Annotated in this window: 20 protein-coding genes; 3 read left to right on the forward strand and 17 right to left on the reverse strand. The window is 67.4% G+C overall.

Annotated elements, in window-relative coordinates; translation table 11 throughout:
- Nucleotides 1-407: 407 nt before the first annotated feature.
- Nucleotides 408-1,427, reverse strand: a complete 1,020-nt coding sequence (locus ACQPYH_RS26855) for a DUF4037 domain-containing protein (RefSeq protein ID WP_432876598.1) — start codon at nt 1,425-1,427, stop codon at nt 408-410.
- Nucleotides 1,424-2,077 carry a class I SAM-dependent methyltransferase gene (locus ACQPYH_RS26860; protein ID WP_432876600.1) on the reverse strand — a complete coding sequence of 218 codons (654 nt, stop codon included), beginning with the start codon at nt 2,075-2,077 and terminating at the stop codon, nt 1,424-1,426. Before ACQPYH_RS26860 ends, ACQPYH_RS26855 begins: the two co-directional genes overlap by 4 nt.
- Before the next feature lie 43 nt (nt 2,078-2,120).
- On the opposite strand from ACQPYH_RS26860, the gene ACQPYH_RS26865 reads away from it, so the two are divergent.
- On the forward strand, nt 2,121-2,765 hold the full coding sequence (locus ACQPYH_RS26865) for an HAD family hydrolase (protein ID WP_432876602.1): 645 nt from the start codon (nt 2,121-2,123) through the stop codon (nt 2,763-2,765).
- Between the two features lie 14 nt (nt 2,766-2,779).
- Here the strand turns inward: ACQPYH_RS26865 and ACQPYH_RS26870 are convergent, their stop codons facing one another.
- The gene (locus ACQPYH_RS26870) at nt 2,780-4,288 is read right to left on the reverse strand and encodes an alpha-L-arabinofuranosidase C-terminal domain-containing protein (RefSeq protein WP_432876604.1); all 1,509 of its coding nucleotides are present in this window, start codon (nt 4,286-4,288) and stop codon (nt 2,780-2,782) included.
- 101 nt (nt 4,289-4,389) lie between these two features.
- Between ACQPYH_RS26870 and ACQPYH_RS26875 the strand changes: the two genes are divergently transcribed.
- A complete protein-coding gene (locus ACQPYH_RS26875; protein ID WP_432876606.1) occupies nt 4,390-5,598 on the forward strand; it encodes an ROK family protein in 1,209 nt (402 codons plus the stop codon).
- Here the strand turns inward: ACQPYH_RS26875 and ACQPYH_RS26880 are convergent.
- The 14 genes from ACQPYH_RS26880 to ACQPYH_RS26945 form a co-directional block, all read right to left on the reverse strand.
- Nucleotides 5,595-7,577, reverse strand: a complete 1,983-nt coding sequence (locus tag ACQPYH_RS26880; protein WP_432876608.1) for a hypothetical protein — start codon at nt 7,575-7,577, stop codon at nt 5,595-5,597. The two genes, ACQPYH_RS26875 and ACQPYH_RS26880, sit on opposite strands and share 4 nt — an antisense overlap.
- Nucleotides 7,578-7,590: 13 nt before the next feature.
- Nucleotides 7,591-9,180 carry an arylsulfatase gene (locus ACQPYH_RS26885; protein ID WP_432876610.1) on the reverse strand — a complete coding sequence of 530 codons (1,590 nt, stop codon included), beginning with the start codon at nt 9,178-9,180 and terminating at the stop codon, nt 7,591-7,593.
- 31 nt (nt 9,181-9,211) lie between these two features.
- Nucleotides 9,212-9,916, reverse strand: coding sequence for an SDR family NAD(P)-dependent oxidoreductase (locus tag ACQPYH_RS26890; protein ID WP_432876612.1), 705 nt, complete (start codon nt 9,914-9,916; stop codon nt 9,212-9,214).
- Nucleotides 9,913-10,740, reverse strand: a complete 828-nt coding sequence (locus tag ACQPYH_RS26895; RefSeq protein ID WP_432876614.1) for a carbohydrate ABC transporter permease — start codon at nt 10,738-10,740, stop codon at nt 9,913-9,915. The genes ACQPYH_RS26890 and ACQPYH_RS26895 overlap by 4 nt, the downstream gene beginning before the upstream one ends.
- A complete protein-coding gene (locus ACQPYH_RS26900) occupies nt 10,730-11,644 on the reverse strand; it encodes a carbohydrate ABC transporter permease (protein WP_396405193.1) in 915 nt (304 codons plus the stop codon). Before ACQPYH_RS26900 ends, ACQPYH_RS26895 begins: the two co-directional genes overlap by 11 nt.
- A gap of 3 nt (nt 11,645-11,647) precedes the next feature.
- Nucleotides 11,648-12,661, reverse strand: coding sequence for an enolase C-terminal domain-like protein (locus ACQPYH_RS26905; RefSeq protein ID WP_432894498.1), 1,014 nt, complete (start codon nt 12,659-12,661; stop codon nt 11,648-11,650).
- 68 nt (nt 12,662-12,729) lie between these two features.
- Entirely contained in the window at nt 12,730-13,980 is a 1,251-nt protein-coding gene (locus tag ACQPYH_RS26910) for an ROK family protein (RefSeq protein WP_432876616.1), read from the reverse strand.
- A complete protein-coding gene (locus ACQPYH_RS26915) occupies nt 13,977-15,293 on the reverse strand; it encodes an ABC transporter substrate-binding protein (protein WP_432876618.1) in 1,317 nt (438 codons plus the stop codon). The genes ACQPYH_RS26910 and ACQPYH_RS26915 overlap by 4 nt, the downstream gene beginning before the upstream one ends.
- A 2-nt stretch (nt 15,294-15,295) precedes the next feature.
- Complete coding sequence (locus tag ACQPYH_RS26920; RefSeq protein WP_432876620.1) at nt 15,296-16,786, reverse strand: sulfatase-like hydrolase/transferase; 1,491 nt, start codon at nt 16,784-16,786, stop codon at nt 15,296-15,298.
- A gap of 252 nt (nt 16,787-17,038) precedes the next feature.
- Nucleotides 17,039-18,001, reverse strand: a complete 963-nt coding sequence (locus tag ACQPYH_RS26925) for an ABC transporter ATP-binding protein (RefSeq protein ID WP_432876622.1) — start codon at nt 17,999-18,001, stop codon at nt 17,039-17,041.
- Complete coding sequence (locus ACQPYH_RS26930; RefSeq protein ID WP_432876623.1) at nt 17,985-18,971, reverse strand: ABC transporter ATP-binding protein; 987 nt, start codon at nt 18,969-18,971, stop codon at nt 17,985-17,987. The genes ACQPYH_RS26925 and ACQPYH_RS26930 overlap by 17 nt, the downstream gene beginning before the upstream one ends.
- Nucleotides 18,968-19,888 carry an ABC transporter permease gene (locus ACQPYH_RS26935; protein ID WP_432876625.1) on the reverse strand — a complete coding sequence of 307 codons (921 nt, stop codon included), beginning with the start codon at nt 19,886-19,888 and terminating at the stop codon, nt 18,968-18,970. Before ACQPYH_RS26935 ends, ACQPYH_RS26930 begins: the two co-directional genes overlap by 4 nt.
- Nucleotides 19,885-20,889: an ABC transporter permease gene (locus ACQPYH_RS26940; RefSeq protein WP_432876627.1), complete on the reverse strand. Its 1,005-nt coding sequence runs from the start codon at nt 20,887-20,889 to the stop codon at nt 19,885-19,887. Before ACQPYH_RS26940 ends, ACQPYH_RS26935 begins: the two co-directional genes overlap by 4 nt.
- Nucleotides 20,886-22,481, reverse strand: a complete 1,596-nt coding sequence (locus ACQPYH_RS26945; protein WP_432876629.1) for an ABC transporter substrate-binding protein — start codon at nt 22,479-22,481, stop codon at nt 20,886-20,888. The genes ACQPYH_RS26940 and ACQPYH_RS26945 overlap by 4 nt, the downstream gene beginning before the upstream one ends.
- Nucleotides 22,482-22,672: 191 nt before the next feature.
- On the opposite strand from ACQPYH_RS26945, the gene ACQPYH_RS26950 reads away from it, so the two are divergent.
- Nucleotides 22,673-23,671, forward strand: coding sequence for a LacI family DNA-binding transcriptional regulator (locus tag ACQPYH_RS26950; protein ID WP_432876631.1), 999 nt, complete (start codon nt 22,673-22,675; stop codon nt 23,669-23,671).
- Nucleotides 23,672-24,121 lie beyond the last annotated feature (450 nt).

Raw genomic sequence — 24,121 nt, forward strand, 5'->3', positions numbered from 1 at the left:
AGTCGTGGAGAAGAGCCCTAAGCCGGTACGCCGAGTCGTGGACAGTGGCTGCAAAATATCGCCAGAACCCACAACTCGACGAACCCGACACCGGATCCGGCTGGTGTCGGGGCAGGCTTGGTCTTCAAGCTCTTGCCAGAGAGCCACCGCGTTTGCGTGTAAGACGGGGCGGCACCCGCATCGAGCAGTGGTTGGATCGACCCGGGTCGATCCGCGGGCGGCCGGCTCATACCTGCCTCAGCACGAGTACGACTCCAAATCCCTCTTCGAGGGCTATTCAGAAGTCACCAGCCGAGTCGGCATAGCTCGAGGTGTGCGGTGGTTTTGATGACGGCGGTATTACTGCGTTTGAACGGAACGGTCGCGGATCTCTTCTTTTCTCTCTTCTTCTTTTTTCCTCACAGAGTTCAGCGATAGACGGCGAGGAACTTGCGGAAGGTTTCTGGGTTGCTGAGGACGTCGGTGTTGTCGGCGAGCTGGTCGATTGAGCCGATCAGCCCGCAGCGCGCTACCGCGTCGTCGGTCACGGTGGCCAGGCACGCGTGCACGAAGCGGCCGGCGTCGATCACCTGTGCGGGCCGGGTGAAGTACGGACGTGGTGCCGGGTCGATCTGCTCGGTGATGCCGAGCGCGTTGTGGCGGCGTGCGACCAGCTCGTACGCCGTGACGAGCGCCTGCTCGCGATCAGCGAAGCGCACGGCTGCTGTTGCGTCGGCGAGCGCTTGGGCCAGACCGTCGGCGTGCTCGAGGCGTGCGAACGCCGTACCCAGCCATTTCGTGTACGGCGCATAAGCCCGCGACTGCAGCAGCGCCAGGCGCATCACGTCACGCACCAGGCGAGCCGTGACGACCCGCGACCCGAGCTCGTCTCCCACCTCGTACGTGCGCTGGACGAACGCCTCCTCCTGCGCGATCCGCGACCACTGGCAGGCGAGCAGCCAACGCCAGATCTGGTCCGGGTACCAGGCGAGCGCATCACGTACTGCGGCCAACCGTCCGTCGTCGGCGTACACCTGACCAGCCACGACGCCTAGCAACTGCTGCTGCGGCGTGACCAACCAGTCGGCGATCCCGATGCCCTGCGATGCATCGAATCCGAGCTGTCCACGCAGCCAGTCGGCCAGCGTCGCGACCGTGACGTGGTGCACCGGCTCCTGAGTGTCCCAGCCGAAGCGGACCGCATGCCCGTCGTACTCGTTCGGCAGTCCGTCGTCGATGGCCTTCCGCACCCGCTCGACCTCACCCGCGTCCACGAGCACCACAACCCGCGGACCCCACCCGTGATCCGTCGAGCGCTCGGTGTCGTACCCGAGCACATCCGATCCCCAGCCCAGCAGCCCGGCCGCGTATCCGACCTCCCCGACCAGAGGTGCGATCACGTCCGCGTGAAACCCGACCCCGATGTCCGCCGCACTCCGGAAGCTCATGCCGCCTCCCCTCGACGCAGCACGGCCCACAAACCCCAGCCCGCATGAGCCATCACTGCAGACCAGTCCGATTGCGAGGCCTTCTCCAGCGCACCCAGCACGGTCTCGATCGGCACGTGATGCGGTGCGTCCTCACCGAGCGCGTTGGACCACACGACCACACCATCCGGGCTCAGCGTGCGCACAACCTCATCAGCAAACAGAGGTACGTCGGCCAGCACGACCGCCTGCGCTGATGAGTCGCCGGCTGGCAACTGCGACGCATCACCCAGCACGCGCCACGGAGCAGGTGAACGGCTCAGCATCGCCCAGGTCAGATCGAGGCTGACCACCTTCGGCCAGACGTCCTGGATGAGTGCTGAGAGCAGTCCGGTCCCGCAGCCGACCTCCAAGCACAGCCCGCCGGGCCACGGCCCGCCACGCTCCAGTGCGTCGGTCAGCGGGACGGAGCGGTAGCCGCCGCGGTCACCGTCCCAGACCGGAGCCAGCTCGGTGTAGCGGCGTACGACGTCCTCGGCCTGCTTGTGCGACCACGTTGTCGGGTCTTCGGCGAGCTCGCGTGAGGCTTGTTGACTGGCCGCTGCTTCCGGACGAACAGGCTTCCCGGGGTCCGGTGGTACGACCCGTGTCAGCTCCGTGATCTCACCCACTACGTCACCTTTCCAGTCTGAGGGCCCGTCTACAGTTACCCCGGTGAAGGCTTCGCATGTGGTGTGGGACTGGAACGGGACGCTACTCAATGACAATCACGCCGTACTAGCTGCGGTCAACGAGGTTTGTGCCGGCTTCGGTCGGCCGGAGCTCAGTTGGGGTGAGTGGCAGGCGGCGTACGCGCGGCCGATGCAGGTCTCGTACGAGCAGATCCTGCAGCGCACCCTCGACGAGGAGGAGTGGGCGCGGGTCGACAAGCTCTACCACGAGCGGTACGACGCGCTCCTGCACACGTGCGAGCTCGCCGGCGGCACCCTCGACGTACTGCGGCAGTGCACCGAGAGCGGGCGGACACAGTCGTTGCTGTCGATGTGGTTCCACGGGCGGTTGACTCCGACAGTCGAGCAGTACGGCCTCACGTCGTACTTCACCCGCATCGACGGGCTGGCCGGTGACGTCGGCGGTGGCTCGAAGGCCGACAGCCTCATCCGCCATCTCGAAGCGCAGCAGCTCGACCCGGCAACCGTCGTACTGATCGGCGATGTCGTGGACGACGGCCAGGCCGCCCAGGCAGCCGGCACCCAGTGCATCCTCGTCTCGACCGGCGCGATGACGCGCTCGGCGCTGGAGGCGACCGGCGCCCCGGTCACCGAGTCAATCACCGAGGCAATCCGTCACCTGGGCTGAATGAGCTGGTTTCTTCAGTGAAGAACGACCGGCTCCGTGGTGGTCAGTTCGATGATTGTGTACGAGCTTGGAGGCAGGTCGAGGGTGAGGTCGTCGGTCAGCTTGACCTCGTCGGTGCTGGGTGCGACGCGGTCCGGGTCGGGCCGGGTGTTTTGGGCTAGTGGGTCTTCGGTGTGTAGCTGGTGGAGGCGTACGACGTTGCTTGCGAGGCGGTGGCCCAGGTCGATGGAGAGGTGGGCGGGCTGGTTGCGGTCTCGGTTGATGATCGAGAGCCAGACGGTGGTGTCGCCGGGGTTGGTGGAGGCGCTGATGTCGAGGGACGGTAGCTTCGTCGGGGTGCGTTCCAGCGTCTCGCCGGGGACCGTGGGGCAGGTGGTGTCGCCGGCGAGGGAGAGCTTGCCGCTGTAGCGGCGTTGCATCCACAGTGGCCAATAGACGGTTTCGCGCACGACCTCGTCGTCGGTGACCACCAGCGCGCCGACAACGTTGATCGTCTGGGCGAAGTTCGCCAGAGTCACGCTGTCGGCCTGCCGCTGCATGACGTTCAGGAACGACGCGACGGCCAGCGCGTCGACGGTCCGGTAGCGGGTCTCGCCCGGACGCCACTTCGGACTCATCTCGAAGCGGGTCGCGTCGGCGCAGTTCCACTCGGTGAACGCGAGCTCCGGCTTCGGCGTACCCGGCTTCTCCCGGGCCACCAGCTCGACCAAGCCCTGGATCGCGACGATCGCGCCCTCGGTCCGATGAGGACCGCTGAGCACCCGCGCATAGTCGCCGCCGTCAGCGGTCGGATCGAACGGCCAGTAGGTGTGCAGCGTCAGGTAGTCGATGTGCTCCCAGGCCTCGCGAAGCAGAGCAAGGTTCCAGTCGACGGCCTGGGTCGGCTCGAAGCAGCCGATGGCAAGCACCTTGAGGTCCGGATCGAGCCGCCTGATCGCCTTGGCCCATTCGCGGCACCGTACGGCGTTCTCCTGCGGGCTGACCTGGCCGATCTCCCACGAGCCCCACTCCTCGTTCCCGATCTGCCAGTAGCGGACATCGAACGGCTCGTCGTACCCGTGGGATCGGCGCAGGTTCGCCCAGAGCGAGTCGCCGGTGCCGTTGCAGTACTCGATCCACGCGAGCGCCTCGCGCAACGAGCCCGTCCCGGTCGTCAGGTTGATCTGCGGTTCGGCCCCGATCCGCCGGCAGTACGCGACGAACTCCGCCGTACCGAAGCCGTTGCCGACGTCGTACCCGAAGTGCCAGTCGACGGTCCGTTCACGGTCCGGCCCGACCCCGCGTTCCCACTCGTACGACGTGCCCGTACAGCCGCCGGGCCATCGCACGACCGGCGCACCAAGCTCGGCGATCGCGTCGACCACGCTCCCGCGCAGACCGTCCTCGCCCGCGTCCGGGTGGTCCGGGTTGTGCAGCGCCTCGTCGGCCACCCAGCGGCGACGGGACAGGAACTGTCCGTAGATCTCCGGCCGGATCGTCCCGTTGACGGTCCCCCGCAGCTTGAACGTCGCTCGTGTACTCACTGACCAGAATCCCTTCGCCGACTTTTCTCTGACTTGAAGTTAAATAGCCAGGTACATGTGTGTCAATGGACCAGCGCCAGAACCGTGCTAGAACCGACGGCATGAAGGAGCTCCCGCGTTCTGCCCAGCTGAGCGACATCCGGCAGCAGAACTACTCGACGATCATGCGTGAGCTCATGCGCTCCGGCCCGACCGCCCGCACCGACCTGGCCTCGGCAATCGGGATGTCGACTGGCTCGGTCACCCGGCTGACCGCCGCACTCGTCCGGGCCGGGCTGGTCAAGGAAGCGGCCGAACCGACACAGCGCGGGACGGGCCGCCCGAAGGTACCGGTCGCGATCGACGAGTCGACGTACGGCGTTGTCGGCGTGCATTTCGGGCTGCACCGGGTCAACACCTGCCTCATCGATCTGCGCGGACAACTCGTTGCCGAGGTCCACGCGACCGAGCGCACCACCAGCTTCGACCGGCTGGTCCGCAGCGCGGCGCGTGCGGTGCGGAAGCTGATCGACGGGAGCGAGCTGACCGTCCTCGGCGTCGGCGCGAGCACCGGCGGCTGGGTGGACAGCTCGACCGGCCGGGTGCTGAGTCAGCCCATCCTCGACTGGAAGAACGCGCCGCTGGCCGCAGCGCTGAACAAGGCGATGGGCCTGCCGGTGCTGATCGACTCGCAGGTGCGGGCGCTCGCGCTGGCCGAGCATTGGTTCGGCGCTGCCACGGGGGTGGACAACTTCATCCACCTGTTCGTCGGCAACGTCATCGGCGCCGGGTTCGTCCTCAACGGCGTGCCGTACCGGGGGGCGCACGCGGCCGCGGGCGGGCTCGACCATCTGCCGATCGCCGACCGATCCGGCGAGGTTTGCACGTGTGGCAGCCGGCGCTGTTTCGCCATGATCGCGGGAGATCTCGAGGTTGCTCGCCGGGCGCGGGCGGCCGGCCTGATCGACGCCGATCAGGAGGTGTACGACGTCTTCGAGCTCGCTGTCAACGGCAACAGCAAGGCGCGTCGCCTGTTGCGGGAGCGTGCCGTCGTCGTCGGCGCCGCCGCGGCCACCTTGATCGAACTCCTCGATCCCGAGCTGGTGATTCTCGGCGGCGGGATCACCGCCCCGGTCGACGACGTCGCGACCATCCGCGACGCCGCCCAGGCGAAGCTCGCCGGCGACCTGGGTGTCGACGCCACCGCACGAATCCGCCCGAGCGCGTTCGGTCCCTATGCCCTGGGTATCGCCGCCGGAGCCATCATGCTCGACTCCGTCTACCGCTCCCCCGAGACGCTCGTCCCGGCCCTCACCGCGCACGCCGTTTAATACGTGAGCTCGATCAGGTTGGACGAGTGCGGCGGAAGCTCGGCCTCAACCTTCGGCCCCTTCCTGAGTGTCGTCGTGGTCGGCTGGACCGGCTGGGCCTGGTCGTTGTTGTACGCCGTGATGTCGTCGTCGGTCACCGTCGTCTGCCGCGCCGACCGCACCGCGGGACCGCCCGCCGGATCGACCGTGATCGGGACCGACCGGTCCAGACTCCGGTTCACGACGAGCAATTGAACACCGCTCGCCGTCCGGGTGGCGGCCGCCACGACGGCTGTGTAGTCCTGACCTGGCACCGTCGGGTTATCGATCGTCGTCACCTTCCGCGGCGCAGCTCCGATCATTGGCGCCGCCAACGTCATGGACATCGATCGTCCGGTGATCCCGAAGCCCGGTGGCGATCCGAGAATGTTGCCCCAGTCCCGCTTCCCCGGATCGGCGGCCGGTCCGCCGTTGAGGTTGGAGTTGATCGCGAGCCGTACGCCGTTCGTGAGCTGGCCGATCAGCATCGTCGTCTCGTAGACGTTGTGCATCTGCATCGCGGCGAAGTTGTTCGGCGTACTGACGCCGGTCGGGCCGTTCTGGCTGATCGTGCCGTACTCCGTGACCGCGAGCGTCGGACGCCGTCGCGGATCCGGGAAGTTCTTGGCGATGTGCTGACGCAACTCGGCCAGCTCCTGGGTCGGGGTGTCGCTGGCATTCATCAGCTGCTGGTAGAGCTCGGTCGAGTCGTAGGCGCCGTCCGCGTCACCGCCGGCCTGATCGGTGTAGGAGTGGATGCCGATGCAGTCGTACGGACGGTTGCCCATGGCATCGACGAACTCCGGCTTGCCCCAGCCCGAACAGACCGTGATCTTCGGATCGACCGCCTTCATCGCCTGCACGAAATCCAGTAACCCGTCCTGCCGACCAGTCGTGTACTCGATGCTGAGAGCCGCGCCCTTCGCCGGGATCGCGCCATGCGTGCCGTCTCCGAAGCTGACCGTCCCGTCGGTCGTTCCGACCTGGTAGACCTGATTGGTCGCGCCCGCAGTCGCCAGTGAGTTCACTCGCGTCCACTGCACGCCGTTCACCGTCAGCACCGGCTCCGCGAGCGGGGCGGACTCGGGTGTCGCATCGGACGGCAGCGCGATCGGGTTGTATCGCGTGCGGTACGTCTGGTCCGCAGCGCCCGTACTCGTCTTCCGGTTCACCAGATCGCAGCCGCTGAACAGGCCGTCGTCGTTCTGGTACGTCGCCGATGCCGCCGTCTGACGGCTCCAGCTGCCCTCGATGAACTGCTTCACCCGCAACTGAGGATCCTCGTCGCGCCAATACCGCTGCCCGTCGAGGAACGGTTCGTTGCCGTACTCCCACCTCGTGATGCTGTACGGCGCCGGGTGCCCGTTCGCGGCCCGTACTTCGGCCCAGTCGGTCCCGCCGTTCGGATTGGTCGCCGCTCCGTCGCTGGGTGAGTTCATGTACTCGACGTAGTCCGCAGCGTCCGATGCGGTCTGGTTGATCGACGGGACCATCACCATCGTCTTCGCGCCGATCTGCGCGGCCAGGGCCTCTTCCTCGTCCGGGCCGAACCCGTTCCGCGGTCCCGGCAGGTTGCCAAACCGCACGGCCGCGAACCCGCCGGACGTCTGGCATCCGCGCTGCGCAACCGGTCCGATCGCCTTCTTGAAGTCGAAGAAGTTCGCGACCGTGCCGCCCGGGTAGCGGATCAGCTTGAGCTTCGCGGCCGCGGCGGCGTCCGCGAACCCGGCCGCCGGACCGCGCGTCGCCGGGTCCCAGGCGCCGAGCTCGTCGTCGATCCACCGTGCGTTGGCACCGAAGATCTCCGGCTCGATCGTCGGCGCGGGTATCCCGTCGGCCATGATCAACGGCCCACGATCCACCCGGATCTCAACCCGCCCACCCGGCCGCGCATCAGCCGGCGCCTGCGTCAGCCCAGCCGCGACTAGTACGACGGCTGCCACCGCTACCCGTTTCCTCATCCTCATTGTCCTTTCAGGCCGGCTGGTTCGGCATCGAGGCACGGGCCGCGAGGACGTCGCCGTACGGGATCACGCCGACCGAATCGGCCCAGGTTTGCCAGCGTGTCGACAGGTCCTGCACGCGGTCGGGCTGAGCCGCTGCGAGGTCGTTGCTCTCGCTGCGGTCTGTTGCGAGGTCGTAGAGCTCCCACGGCCCGTCGTACTCGCGGACCAGCTTCCAGCGGCCCGACCGGACGGCCGCGTTGCCGATGTGCTCCCAGAACAGGTCGTGCTCGGTCGCGGGCCCGCCCCGGAGCAGGTCGAGCATGCTCACTCCCGGCAGGACAGGCATCGCCTCGCCGGCACGTTCTGCCAACGCGCGTACACCGGTTGCCTCGAGCAACGTTGGCGCGATGTCGGTGAGCTGGTTCGGAGCATCGATCACGGTGTCGCTCAGCTCGCCCGCAGGCCAGGACACGATCAGCGGGGTGGCGATTCCGCCTTCGTGCACCCAGCGCTTGTAGAGGCGGAACGGTGTGTTGGACAGGTTCGCCCACGCCTGCCCGTAGCTCGTATATGTGTCGGCAGTGCCCGGACGGATGTCGGGCGAGTTGCCCACTCGCATCGGCGTTCCGTCGGGAGCGCTCGGCGGAATGATCAGGTGATGCTTGCGGAACTGGTCCGCGCCCTCGGGGTCGCTGCGGAGCTCCTCGGCGCAGCCGCCGTTGTCGGACAGGAACACGACGATCGTGTTGTCGCGCTGCCCGGTGTCGTCGAGTGCGGTGAGGATCGTGCCGACCGCGCGGTCCATCGCGCGGACCTGAGCGGCGTACGCCTCCATCCGCTCGAGCTGCCACTTCTGCTCGGGCTCGTCCGACCACGCCGGTACGTCGGGGTCGCGGCGGTCGAGCGTCGCGTCCTCGGCGCAGATGCCGGCCTCGAGCTGACGCTGCCGGCGTTGTGTGCGCAGTACGTCCCAGCCCGCGTCGAACATCCCGCGCATCTCGGCCAGATCGGATTCCTTCGCATGCAGCGGCCAGTGCGGCGCGGTGAACGCGACGTACCCGAAGAACGGACGATCCTCGTGGGTCGTGTCGCGGATCGCCTGCGCCGCATGCGAGCCGATCTCGTCGGTGTAGTAGAAGTCCGGCCCGAGGTCGGACAGCGGTACGTGCGTCTCGCCGTCGTGCAGCGTGGTGGTCTGGAAGTAGCTGCCGGCGCCGCTGATCGTGCCCCAGAACCGCTCGAACCCGCGCCGGGTCGGCCAGCTGTCAGCCGGACGCTCCCGCTCGTTCGACAGGTGCCACTTGCCGGTCATGTGGGTCTGGTAGCCGGCGGCGCGGAAGGTTTCGGCCAGCGTCGAGGACCGGCTGGTGAGGCTGCCCGGGTAGCCACCGGGTCCGTCGTTGTTCACCAGTTCGGCGACGTCGGTCTGGTGCGGGTGCAGGCCGGTCAGCAGCGATGCCCTGGACGGGCTGCAGCGCGCCGTGTTGTAGAAGTTCGTCAGCCGCGCGCCATGCGCGGCGAGACCGTCGATGTTCGGGGTCCCGATCTCGCCGCCGTAGCAGCCGATATCGGAGTACCCCATGTCGTCGACCAGGATGATCAGCACGTTCGGTCGCATAGAAACCTCGCAGTCCAGTCGGTTTGTTTCGTCAGGCCCAGTGCGGCAGCGTCGCGAGCATCCCGCCGTCCACCGGAAGGGACACGCCCGTCACGGCTCGCGACTCGGAGCCGAGCAGGAACGCAACAACCTGCGCCACGTCCTCTGCGGTCACGTAGCGCAGCAGCGGATGGCCGGCCAGGCGCTCCTCGGTCTGACGGTGCTCGTTCCGCCGCACCGGGACGAAGCCAGGCAGTACGGCGTTGCACCGCACCCCGCGCGGACCCCACTCCACGGCAGCGGCCCGCACCAAGGCGTCCAGCGCCGCCTTCCCCATCGCGTACGCCGCCATACCGGGCACGGCTCGTTGCGCGTGCACGCTGGAGATGTGCACGAGTGATGCTTCAGAAGGTGCGGCCGCGACGACCGCCGTACTCCACGCCCACGCGGCTGTCACCTGTACGTCGAACACGGTGGTGAGCGCGGCCGGATCGAGGCTCTCCAACGAGCCGCGTTGTTCGGCGAGAGTCGCCGTCACCAGCCCGCCAACCTGTCCGTACTGCGATGCCGCGGCCAGCGCGTGCTCGACGGTCGCCTGGTCGCGGACATCGCCCACGACCCACTCGATGCCCTCGAGGCCGGCCGGGCGATCCACGAGGTCGACCCCGACCACCGCCCAACCGTGCTTCACCAGCGTCGTCACGACCGCCGAGCCGATACCACCAGCAGCCCCGGTGACCAGCGCGACCGGGCTCATCCCTTCAGACCCGAGGTCGCGACGCCGTCGACGATCTTGCGCTGGAACGTGACGAACAGGACGAGCGGCGGAACCAGCGCAAGGGTGCTCATGGCAAGCATCGGGCCCCACGACGAGTCGCCGGTCGAGTCGAGGAACTGACGCAGGCCGAGCGGCACGGTGAACAGCTGGACGTCGTTCAGGTAGATGAGCTGCTTGAAGAAGTCGTTGTACGTCCAGATGAACGTGAAGATGATCGTGGTCACCAGCGCCGGCCGCAGCAACGGGAAGACGATGTGCCGGTAGATCTTCCACGGCGAGCATCCGTCCAGCCGGGCCGCCTCGTCCAGCTCACGCGGAAGCGACCGGATGAACTGCACCATCAACAGCACGAAGAACGCGTCGACAGCGAAGAAGTGCGGCACGAACAACGGGTAGAACGTGTTCACCCAGCCGAGCTTGTTGAACAAGATGTACTGCGGCACCAGCGTGACGTGCGTCGGCAACATCAACGTCACGAGCATCGTCGCGTAGGCGATCCGGCGGCCGAAGAAGTTCAGTCGTGCGAACGCGAAGGCCGCGAGGCTGCACGAGATGACATTGCCGATGATCGCGAGTATCGAGATGAACAACGAGTTCTCGATGAAGATGCTGAACGCGGTCGAGATGCCCTTCCAGCCCTCGGCGTAGTTCGACGGCTCGAAGTGCCGCGGGATCAGTCCGGGCTGGGAGAAGATCTCGTCGGTCGGTTTGAAGGAGCTCGCCACCATCCACACCAGCGGATAGAGCATGACGAGCGTGACGACGATCAGCGCCAGGTGCGCGAACAGCCGCTTAATTCTCATAGTGCACCCAGAACTTCGCGAAGAAGAAGTTGACGGCCACGACGGCGCCTGCCAGCAGCACCAGCATCCACGCCATAGCCGCGGCGTAACCCATGTCGAAGTTCACGAATCCTTCTTGGTAGAGGTAGAGGGAGTAGAACAGCGTCGAGTCGGCCGGTCCGCCGGAGCCGTCGCTGATGATGAACGCCGGTGCGAACGCCTGGAACGACCGGATCAACTGCAGCGTGAGGTTGAAGAACAGGATCGGGCTCAGCAGCGGCATCGTGATGCTCCAGAACTGACGCGACTTGCTGGCTCCGTCGACCTGCGCCGCCTCGTAGAACTCCCGCGGTATCTGCCGGAGCCCGGCCAGGAAGATCACCATCGGCGCCCCGAACTGCCAGACCTCGAGCGCGATCAGCGTGCCGAGCGCGGTATGCGGCTCGGAGATCCACGACGGACCGTGGATGCCGACGAGCGCCAGGATCTGGTTGACCAGGCCGTCACCGTTGAACACCTTCCGCCACAGCACGGCGATCGCCACGCTGCCGCCGAACAGCGACGGCAGGTAGATCGCCGACCGGTAGAAATCGAGCCCCCGCAATCCACGGTTGAGTACGACGGCCACGGCAAGCGCGAAGCACAGGCTCAGCGGCGTACCGACGAACACGTAGATCGCGGTCACCTTCAGGGACTGCAGAAACAGCGGATCGTCGCCGAACATCCGCCCGAAGTTGCCCCACCCGATCCATTTCGGCGCGGTCAGCAGGTCGTACTTCGTGAACGCGAGGTACAGCGACATCAACATCGGCCCGGCGGTGAAGGCCAGGAACCCGATCAGCCAAGGCGCCAGGAACAACAGCGCCCAGCCGTTCTGGTACCGGGTCCGCCGCCCGCCCCGTAACGCCGGAAACGCAACAGCCACAACTCACTCCTCTCCGACTCGTATCAACTCGGCCCCATCCGGCGTACGCGGTGCGCAACCGATGCCGGGACCCGCAGGTCGTAACGTGCCGTCGACCACCGCCTCGGGAGGGTCCAGGAAGGTGAGGCGATCCGTCTCGCCCCAGGCGTATTCGAGCCACGTGCCGGCACCGCCCAGCGCAGCAAGCTGAGCTGCGTGCGCCGTACCGATCGGCCCGCTCGGGTTGTGGAACGTCAACTGCGTGTCTCCGATCGCCTCGGCGAACCGCGCGACAGCAGCCGGTCCGCCCGCGTGCTTCGGATCAACCAGCCAGTACGTCAACGCTCCGTCGGCACAGGCCGCCGCGGCGGCAGCCGGCTGCCAGATGTGCTCCCCCGCAGCCAGCGCCAACCCGCTCGCGGCAACCGCGTCGAGGGCCGCGCGATCGTCGACCCGCACCAGGTCCTCGACCCAGTAGAGATCCAGAGCAGCCAGGTCCCGCGCGACGACCGCAACTGACTGGGCGGGCACAAGGTGGTGGCAGTCGACCATCAGTCGTACGCCGTCGGGCAGCGCCTCGCGTACCTTCACCACCAGTTCCAGCCCGGCGTCGACCAGCTGCGTGCCCGACATGCCCCGGGCGTGATTGTCGAGGAACGGCGCGACCTTCACCGCCGAGAACCCGTTGCCTACGGCACACACCGCCTCGGCGACGATCGCCTGCGCGCCGTCCCCGCCGTACCGCCGATTGAGGTTCGCGTACAACCGCACCGGCTGCGGTTCGCTGAGACCGAGCGACTCCGCGACCGACCGGCCCTCGAGCCGCGCGACCAGATCCGCGAGCGCCGCTTCGTACCCGCCGAGCACCGTCGACCACAGGAACGTATCGGGCAACGGCAGCTCGGCCCGCACCTGATCCAGTGGAAGGCCGACGATCGACGACCCGATCGATCGCGCCGCCACGATCAGCTCGGCCACAGGTCCGCCGTCGGACAGCTCGCCGACACCTCGGATGCCGTCGGCAACCAGTTCGACCATCACCCAGGTACTCCGCGACGACGCACGGTGCGACCACACCCTGGCGGACTCGAGACACACGATGCCCGTCACCCGTACCTCAGCTCGAGCAGACCGGGGACGAACTCCGCCGGCGCCGCATAGATCCGATCGAGGATCACGCTCGCCGCGGAGACCGCCACACCGTCCGCGCCGAAGGCACTCAGCCGCACCACCGAGTCCACGTCCACCGGGCGCTTGTCCCGCAGGTACGCGCGCGCCCCGCGCTGGACCGACCGCAGGTACTCCGGGGCGTCGACCACGCCGCCGCTGACGACCACGACTTCCGGGTCGAGCATGTCGATCAAGGTCCCCGCGGCGACACCCACCAACTCCGCCCGCGCGACCAGCAGGCCGTCGGCCCGCAGGTCACCGTCCCGCGCCGCCTGGATGAGCTGCTCCAGCGTCCCGCGGGTTCCGATCAGCCCGTCCCGGCGAGCCTGCGCCAGTACGGCGAGGTCGCTGGCCGCCGCGTGCAGGCAATCCCGTCGGCCGCACGAACACGCCTCCGCCGCCGTGACCCCGACCGACAGATGATCGACCGTCCCGGCCGCGGCCCGGTACCCCGAGAAGACGCGCCCGCCCAGCACGAACCCGGCGCCGACGACGTTCCCGACGAACAGCCCGATCAGATCGTCCATCCCCTGGGCGCCGCCGAACCACCGCTCGGCCATCGCCAGCGAGCGGAAGCTCGAGTCGACCTCGGTCGGCAGGCCGAGACCGCCGCCGAGTGCGTCCCGCAGCGGTACGTCCCGCCACCGCAGTACCCGATGGTCACGGACCACGCCGGCTTGACGATCGACCCAGCCACCCGTGCTCGCGCCGACACCGAGGATCTTCCCTGGGTTCCGCGAGATCAGCTCCTGGATCCCCTGGACGGCCTGTTCGACGAGGGGCTCGAACGCACGCCGGCCCCGATGCGGCAGCCGCATCTCGGCCAGCAGCGTCCCGCGCAGATCGAGCAGGCAAACCGTCGTACGGCGCAAACCGAAGTGCACTCCGACGACGCGATGCGTACGGTCGTCCACCACCATCGGCATCCGCGGCCGGCCGAGAGCTCCGTGGCCCGTCTCCGCCGGCAGCTCACGCAGCAGCCCGGCCTCACACAGCAGGCTGGTCAGCTTCGTCATCGTGCCGGTGGTCATGCCGGTCAGCCCCGACAGCTCCGACCGCGCGACAGGACCGTGCCGCATCACCGCTCGGAGGATCGCCGAGTAGTTCTGCTGCCGGACGTCGAACGGCTGCGCGGACCGCATCCGCCCCCGGTCCGGCCGGATCTGCCAGGCCGTACCCTCGGTCACTTCAGCGCGGCCTTGGCGTCGGAGAAGAACTTGGTCACCGCCTGCGCCACCGAGCTCTTGCCGAAACCGACGACCTGGTTCACGTTCGGCAGCGAGGTCTGCAGCAGCTTGCTCGCACCGGGCGGGTACATCTGCAGCGCGGCCGGGCCCTTGGACGCGACCAGCGCGTAGTTGTCCAGCACCAGCTTGTTCAGCCCGGTCGCGGTCTTGGCGACCTCGGTCCGGATCGTCTCCGGGATCGGCACGCCGCGGGCCAGACCCATCGCGTTCGCAGCCCCCGTGTCGCTGGTCAGGAACTTCAGCATCGCGACCGCATCCTCGATGTTCTTCGACTTCGGCGAGATCGCGAACCAGCCGGCCGGGATGATGTTCGTCCCCGGTTGCGATCCGGGCCCGCCGGACGGGAACGTGCCGAGGCTCAGCGTCTCCTTGGTCAGACTCTGCATCGACGGCAGGCCCCGCGACGTCGCCGTACCGGTGTATGCCGCCTTGCCGATCGTCACCGGGTCGTTCTGGAACCCGGTCGCCGCGGCCGTCACGGCCATCGGTACGGCGGAACCGTTGCCGCGCAGGTCCTGCCAGAGCTGGAGCCAGGCGGCCATGTCGTCCTCGCCGAACCCGAGCGAGCCGCCGTCACCGAACAGCGCCTTGCCACGGCCGCGCATGAACGATTCGAGCGCGATCGGGTTGCCGCCGAGGTCCGCCGTACCGGCGAGCTTGTGGCCGCTCTTGTTCCAGACGTCGGCCATCGCGGTCTTGTACTGGTCGATGGTCCAGTCCGGACCGGGCGCGGTCAGGCCGAGGCCCTTCAGCTTCGTCGTGTTGACGATGATGGCCGGCTGGGTCGCGGCGCCGAGCAGCGCGAAGTAGTACTTGCCGTCCGCCTTGGTCGTCGTGGCCACGTAGTCCGGCATCTTGTCGAGGCCGAGGTCGTCCTTGTACTGGTCCAGCGGCGCGACCGCACCGCGCTTGATGTACTCCATCAGATACGGCAGGTGGATCTGGAACACGTCCGGAGGGTTGCCCCCGGCAACACGCGTGGCGAGCTTGTCGTAGTATCCGGAGAAACCGGAGTACTGCGGGTTGACCTTCGTGGCGCCCTCGCTCTTCTGGTACAGGTCCACGGCCTCGATCAGCTTCTTGTTCTGGTCGCCCTCGCCCCAGAACATGAAGTCCAGCGCGCCCTTCGAACCACCGCCGCCCGACGAGGAGCTGCTGCCGCCGAGGCCGCGGCCGCAGGACGAGAGCGCCGCGGTTCCTGCTGCCGCGGCTCCGAACTGCAGGAGCCGCCGCCGGGAGAACTGAGTATTCATGATCAGCCTTTCGATGCCTGTGTGGCGGAAATTCCCTTGCGGACCAGGGCTGCGGCCTGTGGCAGTACGTCGGAGACCTCGTTGGCGAGCAGCTCCGCCAGCTGTGCGACCGTCGCGGTTTCGGCGGCCGCGAGGTTGTGCTGCTCCCAGGGGTCGGCGGCCAGGTCGTACAGCTCGGCCTCGTCATGAGACCGGAAGATGTAGCGGTGGTCGGCAGTCCGGACGGACAGGTTCACGCTGTCTCGCGGGTACTGCCAGTCCTTCGCGTGGAACGGATCACCGCTCCCGCCGGGACGGCCGTCGTGCAGCATCGTCTCGGCTGTCACGTACTCACGGATCGGCGCCGCGGCGTCATTGCCGACCATCGCCGCGAACGACCGGCCGTCGTGCTCCTCATCCCAGGGCACACCGGCCAACTCGCTCAACGTCGGAACGATATCGTGCAGCGAGACGAAGTTCGCGTTCCGGCTCTGCCGGCCGTCGGGATGCCGGACGATCAGCGGGACCCGGAGGTCCTCCTCGTAGTGGAGGAAGTGGCCCTTCTCCATCAGCCGGTGTGCGCCCATCAGGTCGCCATGGTCGGAGGTGAACACGACCACCGTCCGGTCCCACTCGCCGGCGTCCTCGAGGTACTGGCGGATCCGGCCGAACTGCGTGTCGACGAGCGCGCACAGGCCTAGGTAATGGCTGGTGACTTCGATCCACTCCTGCTCGCTGAGGTTCTCGAAGTCGCGCGCGAAATGCGATTCGCGGACCTCGCGCGGCTTCGTCGCGGTACCAGTCGACCAGCTCTCCGGCAGGCGTACACGGTCCCGGTCGATGAGCCGGTCGTACGGGCTGGGGACGAGCATCGGGAAGTGCGGCGCGTTCATCGAGCAGACGGCCAGCCACGGCTTGTCCGACGGCCGCTGGTCGAGGCCGTCGAGGAACGTGTCGCACTGCCAGGTCTCCAGGAACGAGTCCAGCGGAACGCTCGACGTCGCGTACGGCTCCTTGCTCAGTGCAACAAGGTCGTTCGTCGTCAGGTTCTCGATGTGGTCCGGGTCGAACGTGTACCCACGCTCGCCCGCCCACGTGCGGTAGTCCTCGATGTAGCGCCCGCGATCCTGCCCCCGCGGTACGGCGGGAATCGCGCTGCTGTCGGCCCAGCCCATCTGCGCCGGCGTCGTGCCGGGCACGTGCCATTTGCCGTTGTAGTGCGTGTGATAGCCGGCCGTGGCGAACGCCTGCGCGACACCTGCGGAGCGCAGCCGTGGCTCGATCGGTCGCCAGTTCCCGAGTACGCCGTGGTGCCGCGGCATCAGGCCGGTCCAGAGACTCGTGCGCGCCGGGCAGCACAACGGGAACGGCGTGTAGCAGGCGTCGAAGACGGTCGACTCCCCCGCCAGCGCGTCGAGGTTCGGCGTCTGCGCAGCGGGGTTTCCGGTACAGCCCAGGGTGTTCCAGCTCTGCTCGTCAGCCATGACGACCAGCACGTTCAGACGGTTGCTCACACGCCCCACCTTGTCGGGTTCGGCTTTACTTCCAGCTGAAGTTAATTCGGCGAGGATCCGGTGTCAACCGGTTGAGCGGAATTAACTTCAGCCAGAAGGAAACCGGCTACTCACCGATCTTCTTGGAGCGCAGGATGATCTTGGTGTCGGCAGGTGCGTGGGTGCCGCCGGCGGGTTGCTGGGAGACGACGACCCAGTTGCGGCAAACCATCCCCTGGCCACCTACTACCAATACCCCGATCGCCTGCGGACCTAACTCTCCGTGTGCAGCCAGCAGCGGGTCCAGTGGCCGTCGGCGAACGTGGTTGTGGGCGGCGGCCGCTCGGAGCAGACCGGCATCGCGTGTGGGCAGCGGGCCGCGAACGGGCACCCCGCGAGCTCCTGCTCGCGGTCGACGGGCTCGTTCGACGTGTCGACGATGGGCAACGTACTGCGCTCGCCGACGCGGTCCGGATCCGGCGACGACTCCAGCAGGAGCTGCGTGTACGGGTGCCGCGGCCGCTGGGTCACCTCCTCGGCCGGCCCGCCCTCGACCATGCGAGCCGCGTAGATCACGTTGATCTCGTCCGCGAAGTACCGTGCGCTCGCGATGTCGTGCGTGATGTACAGCATCGCGAGCCCGTCCTGCGCGCACAGGTCCGCGAACAACCGCAGTACGTCGAGCCGGATCGACACGTCGAGCATCGACACCGGCTCGTCGCCGATGAGTACGACGGGATCCGCGGCCAGCGCACGGGCGATCGCGACTCGTTGCCGTTGGCCACCGGACAGCTCGTGCGGGTACTTGTCGATGTACTGCTCCCCCGGTGTCAGGTTCACCCGTTCGAGCAGCTCGATGATCCGGTCGGTCAGGTCGCCACTCGCCCCGAAGTTCCGGAGCGGCCGGCTGAGGATGTACCGCACGCGATGCAGTTGGTTCAGCGACGCGAACGGGTCTTGCATGATCAGCTGGACCTGGCCGAAGTGCGCCTGCCGATCGGCCCGCCGACGCAGGCTGACCTCCTTGCCGGCCAGGCGGATCGTCCCGGAGGACGGCTCGTCGCCGAGCGTCAGGATCCGGGCCAGCGTGCTCTTGCCCGAACCGCTCTCGCCGACCAGCGCGAGCACTTTGCCGGACTCCAGCTTCAGCGACGCCGAGTCGACCGCTGTGAACCATTGCCCACGGCGACGACCGTGCAGCGCCATTCGCTTCGTGACGTCAACGGCTTCCAGCATGTCGCACCTCCAGCCGATCATCCAGAAGCAGGCAGGCTGCCTGGGTACGGTCGCGTTCGATCAGCAACGGCAGCGTCTCCCGGCAGTCGTCGACGCGTTGCGGACATCGGGGTTCGAACGCGCAGCCGGTCGGCAGGCGCCTGAGATCGGGCGGCGTGCCACCGATCCCGCGCAGCTCTCGGCGCGGCCCGTGCAGTGAGGGGAACGAGTCCCGCAATCCCTGCGTGTACGGGTGTTGCGGGTCGCGGTAGATGTCGTTGGCCGATGCGATCTCGACCGCGCGTCCGGCGTACATCACCATGATCCGGTCGGCCAGCTCGACCAGCAGCGACAGGTCGTGCGTGACGAAGAGGACCGAGAAGCCGAAGGTCACCTGCAGTTCCTTGAGGTTGTCGAGGATCTGACGCTGCATCACCACATCGACTGCGGTGGTCGGTTCGTCCATCACGACGAGGTCCGGCTGGCAGGCGAGCGACAACGCGATCGCGGCGCGCTGCCGCATCCCGCCGGACAGCTCGTGCGGGTAGCTGCGCACGCGGTCGCGCGGAATCCCGACCAGTTCGAGCAGTCCGGCGGCCCGGTCCCAGGCCTCGGCACGTTTCACCGATCGGTGAGCCCGGATCGCGTCGGCGAACTGCGTGCCGACCCGCATGACCGGGTTCAGCGAGCTCATCGCGCTCTGGAAGACCACGGCCACCCGTTCCCAGCGCAGTTCACGCAACTGCTTCGGCGTACAGCCGACCAGTTCCACCGGCGTACCGTCGGCCGGCCGATAAGTGACGGTGCCACCGGCGATCTGCGCGGGCGGGCGTTGCAGCCGGGTGATCGCGGTCATCAGCGTGGTCTTCCCGCTGCCGCTCTCCCCCAGCACGCCGAAGATCTCGCCGCGTCCGACGTCGAACGACACCTTGTCGACCGCCCGCACCGTCCCGTACTCCACCACCAGGTCGCGTACCTCGAGCAACGTCATGCCGCCACCTCCGTACGGCGAACCTTCCGCCGCCCTGACCGCCCTGACCGCGTCGCCCTGGATCCGGCGCGGAGCGTACGACGGCGCGGATCGGACAACTCGTCGATGCCGAAGTTGACCAGACCGGCCGCCGTACCGACCAAGGCGATGCCCAGGCCCGGCGGGAGGAACCACCACCACGCCCCGCTCTGCAGCGCGCCTTGCGACTGCGCCCAGTACAGCATCGTGCCCCAGCTGACCGTGTTGGTGTTGCCGGCACCGATGAAGTCCAGTCCCGCCTCCGCCGCGATCGAACCGACGATCGCGAACAAGAAAGTCGACGCGATCACCGGCGCGAGATGCGGGACTACTTCCATGAACAGCACTCGCGACTGCTTGTCCCCGCTGTACCGCGCGGCGGCGACGAAATCGCGATTGCGCAGCGACAACGTCTGAGCTCGTTTGACCCGGGCACCGCCGGCCCAACTGGTCAGACCGATGATCAATGCGACCGCCGCCCAACCGCCTCGGCCGCGGGTGTAGCTGGCGATCAGGAGCAGCAACGGAAGCCCCGGGATGACCAGGAAGATGTTCACGAATCCGGTCAGCGCGGCACCGGTTCGACCAGTGTGATAGCCGCTGACCAGCCCGAACAGTACGGCGAGGAACGTCGAGATCGTCCCGCCGACCAGTCCGACGAAGACCGAGACGCGGGTCCCGGTGATGAACTGCGCGAAGACGTCGACGCCGGACGACGTCGTACCCAGCCAGTGATCACCGGACGGACCTGCGAGTGCAGGGCCGGCGTGCAGCTTGGTCGGTGACTGGCCGAGGACCGAGCTGACGAGCACTGGTCCGACCAGTGCGATCAGTAGCATCACGGCCAGGATCACCAGTCCGACGGTCACCTTCCGGTCACCGCCCATCAGTCGCTTCACGCCGCCTCCCGGGTGCGCGGGTCGATCAGCACGTAGAGCGAATCGACCACGAAGTTCGCCGCCAGCACGGTCAGCGAGATGATCAGGAACAGGCCCTGCATCAGCGGGTAGTCGACGTTGACGATCGCCTGGTTGAGCAGGCTGCCGAGGCCGGGATAGTTGAACACCATCTCGGTCAGCAGCGATCCGCCGACCACCATGCCGATCGATACCGCGAACCCGCTGATGCTGGGCAGTACGGCGTTGCGCGCGGCGTACGAGAAGACCACCCGGTGACCGGCCAGGCCCTTCGCCTGCGCGAGCAGCACGTAGTCCTCGTTCACCACCGAGGCCATCATGTTGCGCATGTGGATCATCCACCCGCTCACCGAGGTGAGCACGATGGTTGCGGCAGGCAACATCGCGTGCCGGACCGCGCTGTTCAGGAAGTCCGGCGTGAACCCCGGCACGACCCCGATGTCGGCGCCGCCGGACAGCGGGAACCAGCCGAGCGTGAATGCGAACACGTACACGAGGATCAGCGCGACCCAGAAGTACGGCAGCGAGTGCAGGAAGATCGACGCCAGGCTGCCGACCGAGTCGACCGCGCGGCCCGGCCGCCAGCCGGCCACGATGCCGAGGCTGGTGCCGAGCACGAACGCGATCACGGTCGCGCTGCCGACCAGCAGCAGCGTCCACAGGAACCCGGACTTCACCACCGACGAGACGGTCGCCGGGTAGAACGAGATCGACCGGCCGAAGTCCAGGTGGAGGATCCCGTTCAGATAGCTCACGTACTCGTGCCACCAGGATTGCCCGCGCGCGCCGCCGAACAGCCGGTGCACCAACTCCTCCTGCTGCTCCGACACCGGGCCCAGCTCGGACATCTTGAACAGGATCGCCGACGCCGGATCGCCCGGCATCAGCCGCGGCAGCACGAAGTTGATCGTCACAGCGGACCAGGCGGCCAACAGGTAGAACCCGATCCGCTGGACGAACGGCGTACCGAGAAGTCGCGTCATGCCGGCTTCAGGGACAGGAACAGCTTGGCCGCGAACACCCCGCTGATTGCACCCGGATCCGGCGTCGTGTAGGGATCATCGGCAGTGGGCCAGCCGGTCCAGTGCTCGGTGTTGTACATGTACGGCGTGCCTTTCACCGCGACCGGGATGACCGGGAGCTGGTTCAGCATGATCTGCTGCAACGGCTTCGAGCCTGCCAGTTGCGCATCCGGCGCGGCCTGCGCGAGCGCTCCCAGCGCGGACTCGGTGGCCGGATCGTCCCAGCCGACGACGTTGGTCTTCGACTTGGCCGACAGCATCTTGTTGTAGAAGGTGTACGGGTTCGTGCCGAACGTGAACGCGTCACCGTAGATCGCGTCGAAGTCGCGCTTGTCCTCGTCACCGGTGTACGCCGCCGACGGTACGCCGTTCACCGCGGCGTCGATGCCGAGCGCAGCGAGCTGTCCGGCGAGCTCCTGTGAGTACGCCATCCCGTCCGCGAACGCGCTGACGGTGAGGATCCGCAGCTTCAACTGCTTGCCGTCGGCACCGATCAGCTTGCCGCCCTGCTGCTTGTACCCGGCCTGTGCGAACTCGACCAGTGCAGCGGCCTTGTCCGGCTTCACCGGGTTGCGGTCGGCGGGCGCGATCCACGACGACCAGGTCCCCTGGTACAGACCGGTCGGACCCACCGGCGCGTAGACGCCCGGGTTGTACGCGTCGGTGACGGCCTTCCGGTCGATCGCCAGCGCGAGGCCCTTGCGGACGTGCACGTTGTCGAACGGCTTGCGCTTCAGGTTCAGCATCAGCGGCTTCATGCTCGCGTAGATCGGCCAGAGATGGTTCTGAGCCGGATCGCGCTGGACGAACTGGTTCTTCACGTCCGGGATTCCGGCGTACGCCAGGTCGATCTCGTGGCGGACGAGCTGCTGGGTGAGCAGGTTGGTGCTGCTGGTGGTCACGTAGGTGATCTGCGGGACCGGGACCTTCTGTTTCCAGTAGTCGTCGCGCGCCTTGAACGTGGCCTGCTGGCCGGTCACCTGGCCGAGCGAGTACGGGCCGCTGCCCATCGGCTTCAGGTTGGTGTCGGTGTCGGGATCCTTGGTCGCCCAGACCTTCTTCGGCACGATCACGGTCCGGCCCAGGTCCTGGATCGCGGCGTACGCCGGTTTGGTGAAGGTGAGGTGTACGCCGTCGGCGGTCTTGGTCACCTTGTCGACCGGCAGCGCGAGCAGCTGGTGCTGGTTCATGTAGTCGAAGGTGAAGATCACGTCGTCCGCGGTCAGCGCGCTGCCGTCGGACCACTTCGCCCGGTTGTCCAGGGCCAGGTCGATCGCCTTCCCACCGGTCGCCCAGGTGTACTTCGTGACCAGGCTCGGCATGAACTCGTTCTGGTGCGCGGTGTTGAAGTCGAACAGCTGCTCGTAGATCAGCCCGATCGTGCCGCGCAACGCGTTCACCGAGAACGGGTTGAAGTTCGGCTGCAACGTCGGCTGCGAATACGCCGCCACGGTCAACGGCGGCGTACTCCCGGACGCGCTGCTGCTGCCCCCTGAGCAAGCAGTCAGGCCGGCCAGCGCGGCCAGACCGGCCACGACCGCTGTCAATTTCATCCTGGGGCGCACGGGATCTCCCTTCGATCCACGGCCGGATCGGCCGGGGTGAGACGAGACTGCCAACGTTTGCAGCAAGAGTCAACGGTTTGCAGTGGAAAGCCGTCCAAGTGGTTACAATCAGGGTCAATGATCACGGCAATCGTTTGCGCTACGATGCCAGGACTTATCCACGATCCCGGGGAGTCCAGATGGCTGTCACGCTGGCGGAGGTGGCCGCGGCCTGCAACGTGTCGACGTCGACCGTGTCGCGCGCGCTCACCGATCCGGACAAGGTCAACGCCGAGACCAGGACCCGGATCGAGCGGGTCGCCCGGCAGCTCGGATACGCGCCGAGCCGGGCCGGCCGTTCGCTGGTCTCCGGGCGCACCGACACCATCGGCCTGGTCGTCCCGGACATCGCAAACCCGTTCTTCCCGCCGATCATCAAGTCGGTCCAGGCACGCGCCCGCGACAAGCGGTACTCCGTACTGATCGCCGACACCGACGAGCATGTCGCCGATGAGCTCGAGCTCGCACGCGGACTGAGCCGGCAGGTGGACGGGCTTGTCCTCGCGTCACCGCGGACCGACCCCGCCGAGCTGACCCGACTCGCCAAGCAGCTGCCGGTCGTCTTCGTGAACCGTGAGGTCGAGGGCGCCGGGAGCGTCGTGATCGACGAGTCCGAGGGCATGTCGGAGGCCGTCGAACACCTGGTCTCCCTCGGCCACACCCGCGTCTGCTACCTGGCCGGCCCGCGACGCTCGTGGTCCAACCAACAACGCCGAGACGCCCTCGCCGCTGCATGCGCCGAGCACGGTCTCGAGCTCCGCGAACTCGGCCCCTTCGAGCCGCAGATCCAAGCCGGCATGCGTGCGGCGGATCTCTTGCAGTCTGCCGAATCCGCTGCCGCCATCGCGTACGACGACCTGATCGCCCTAGGCGTGATGTCCCGCCTCACCGAACGCGGCATGCAGGTAGGCCGCGAAATCAGCGTCATCGGCATCGACGACAGCCCCCTCTCCACCGTCACCCACCCCATGCTGACGTCAATCCACGTCCCCGCCGCCGAACTGGGTTCAGCCGCCGTAGACCTCCTCCTAGACCAACTCCGCGAAGGTGAAGACTTCACCACACCAACAACAGTCCGCCTAGAAACCCGCCTAGTAATCCGAGGCTCCACCGGCGTAGCCCCAACCAACCTCCGCTGAAGAGAAAGACAAGAAAAGAAGAATTTAGAGCAGTGGCCGGCCTCGATGGTCAGCCGGCGGTTTGCCAGCACCGCTGACGAGGTAGTTCCGGAGGCGGAGAAGTGGTGGCGTGCGGTACGGGTGAGACGGGGTGGCCCCCGCGTCGAGCAGCTGGTCGATCGACCGGGTAGATCCGCCGCAGCCGATCACCGAAGCCAGCCACCACTCCAAAAGAGCTTGAAGGCCAAGCCTGCCCCGACGCCAGCCGGATCCGGTGTCGGGTTCGTCGAGTCGTGGGTTCTGGCGACATTTTCCAGCCACTGTCCACGACTCGACGTACCGGCTTAGGGCCCTTCTCCACGACTCGGCGAACCAGCGCCGGTCGGGCATCTGCGAGGTCTGTATGATCGCGCTGGTTGGTCTGCATCTGGACAGGACGTGTGCCTCCAACGGCCGGCCCCGGCTCCTCGC

The sequence above is a fragment of the Kribbella sp. CA-245084 genome (assembly GCF_050942355.1).
Classification (GTDB): domain Bacteria; phylum Actinomycetota; class Actinomycetes; order Propionibacteriales; family Kribbellaceae; genus Kribbella.

Excerpts from the sequence above, each read along its gene's own strand:
- ACQPYH_RS26890 (WP_432876612.1), bottom strand. The coding sequence starts at position 9,916 with ATGAGCCCGGTCGCGCTGGTCACCGGGGCTGCTGGTGGTATCGGCTCG.
- ACQPYH_RS26950 (WP_432876631.1), top strand. The coding sequence starts at position 22,673 with ATGGCTGTCACGCTGGCGGAGGTGGCCGCGGCCTGCAACGTGTCGACG.
- ACQPYH_RS26940 (WP_432876627.1), bottom strand. The coding sequence starts at position 20,889 with ATGACGCGACTTCTCGGTACGCCGTTCGTCCAGCGGATCGGGTTCTAC.
- ACQPYH_RS26895 (WP_432876614.1), bottom strand. The coding sequence starts at position 10,740 with ATGAGAATTAAGCGGCTGTTCGCGCACCTGGCGCTGATCGTCGTCACG.
- ACQPYH_RS26885 (WP_432876610.1), bottom strand. The coding sequence starts at position 9,180 with ATGCGACCGAACGTGCTGATCATCCTGGTCGACGACATGGGGTACTCC.
- ACQPYH_RS26915 (WP_432876618.1), bottom strand. The coding sequence starts at position 15,293 with ATGAATACTCAGTTCTCCCGGCGGCGGCTCCTGCAGTTCGGAGCCGCG.
- ACQPYH_RS26875 (WP_432876606.1), top strand. The coding sequence starts at position 4,390 with ATGAAGGAGCTCCCGCGTTCTGCCCAGCTGAGCGACATCCGGCAGCAG.
- ACQPYH_RS26925 (WP_432876622.1), bottom strand. The coding sequence starts at position 18,001 with ATGCTGGAAGCCGTTGACGTCACGAAGCGAATGGCGCTGCACGGTCGT.
- ACQPYH_RS26945 (WP_432876629.1), bottom strand. The coding sequence starts at position 22,481 with ATGAAATTGACAGCGGTCGTGGCCGGTCTGGCCGCGCTGGCCGGCCTG.
- ACQPYH_RS26880 (WP_432876608.1), bottom strand. The coding sequence starts at position 7,577 with ATGAGGAAACGGGTAGCGGTGGCAGCCGTCGTACTAGTCGCGGCTGGG.
- ACQPYH_RS26855 (WP_432876598.1), bottom strand. The coding sequence starts at position 1,427 with ATGAGCTTCCGGAGTGCGGCGGACATCGGGGTCGGGTTTCACGCGGAC.
- ACQPYH_RS26905 (WP_432894498.1), bottom strand. The coding sequence starts at position 12,661 with ATGGTCGAACTGGTTGCCGACGGCATCCGAGGTGTCGGCGAGCTGTCC.
- ACQPYH_RS26930 (WP_432876623.1), bottom strand. The coding sequence starts at position 18,971 with ATGACGTTGCTCGAGGTACGCGACCTGGTGGTGGAGTACGGGACGGTG.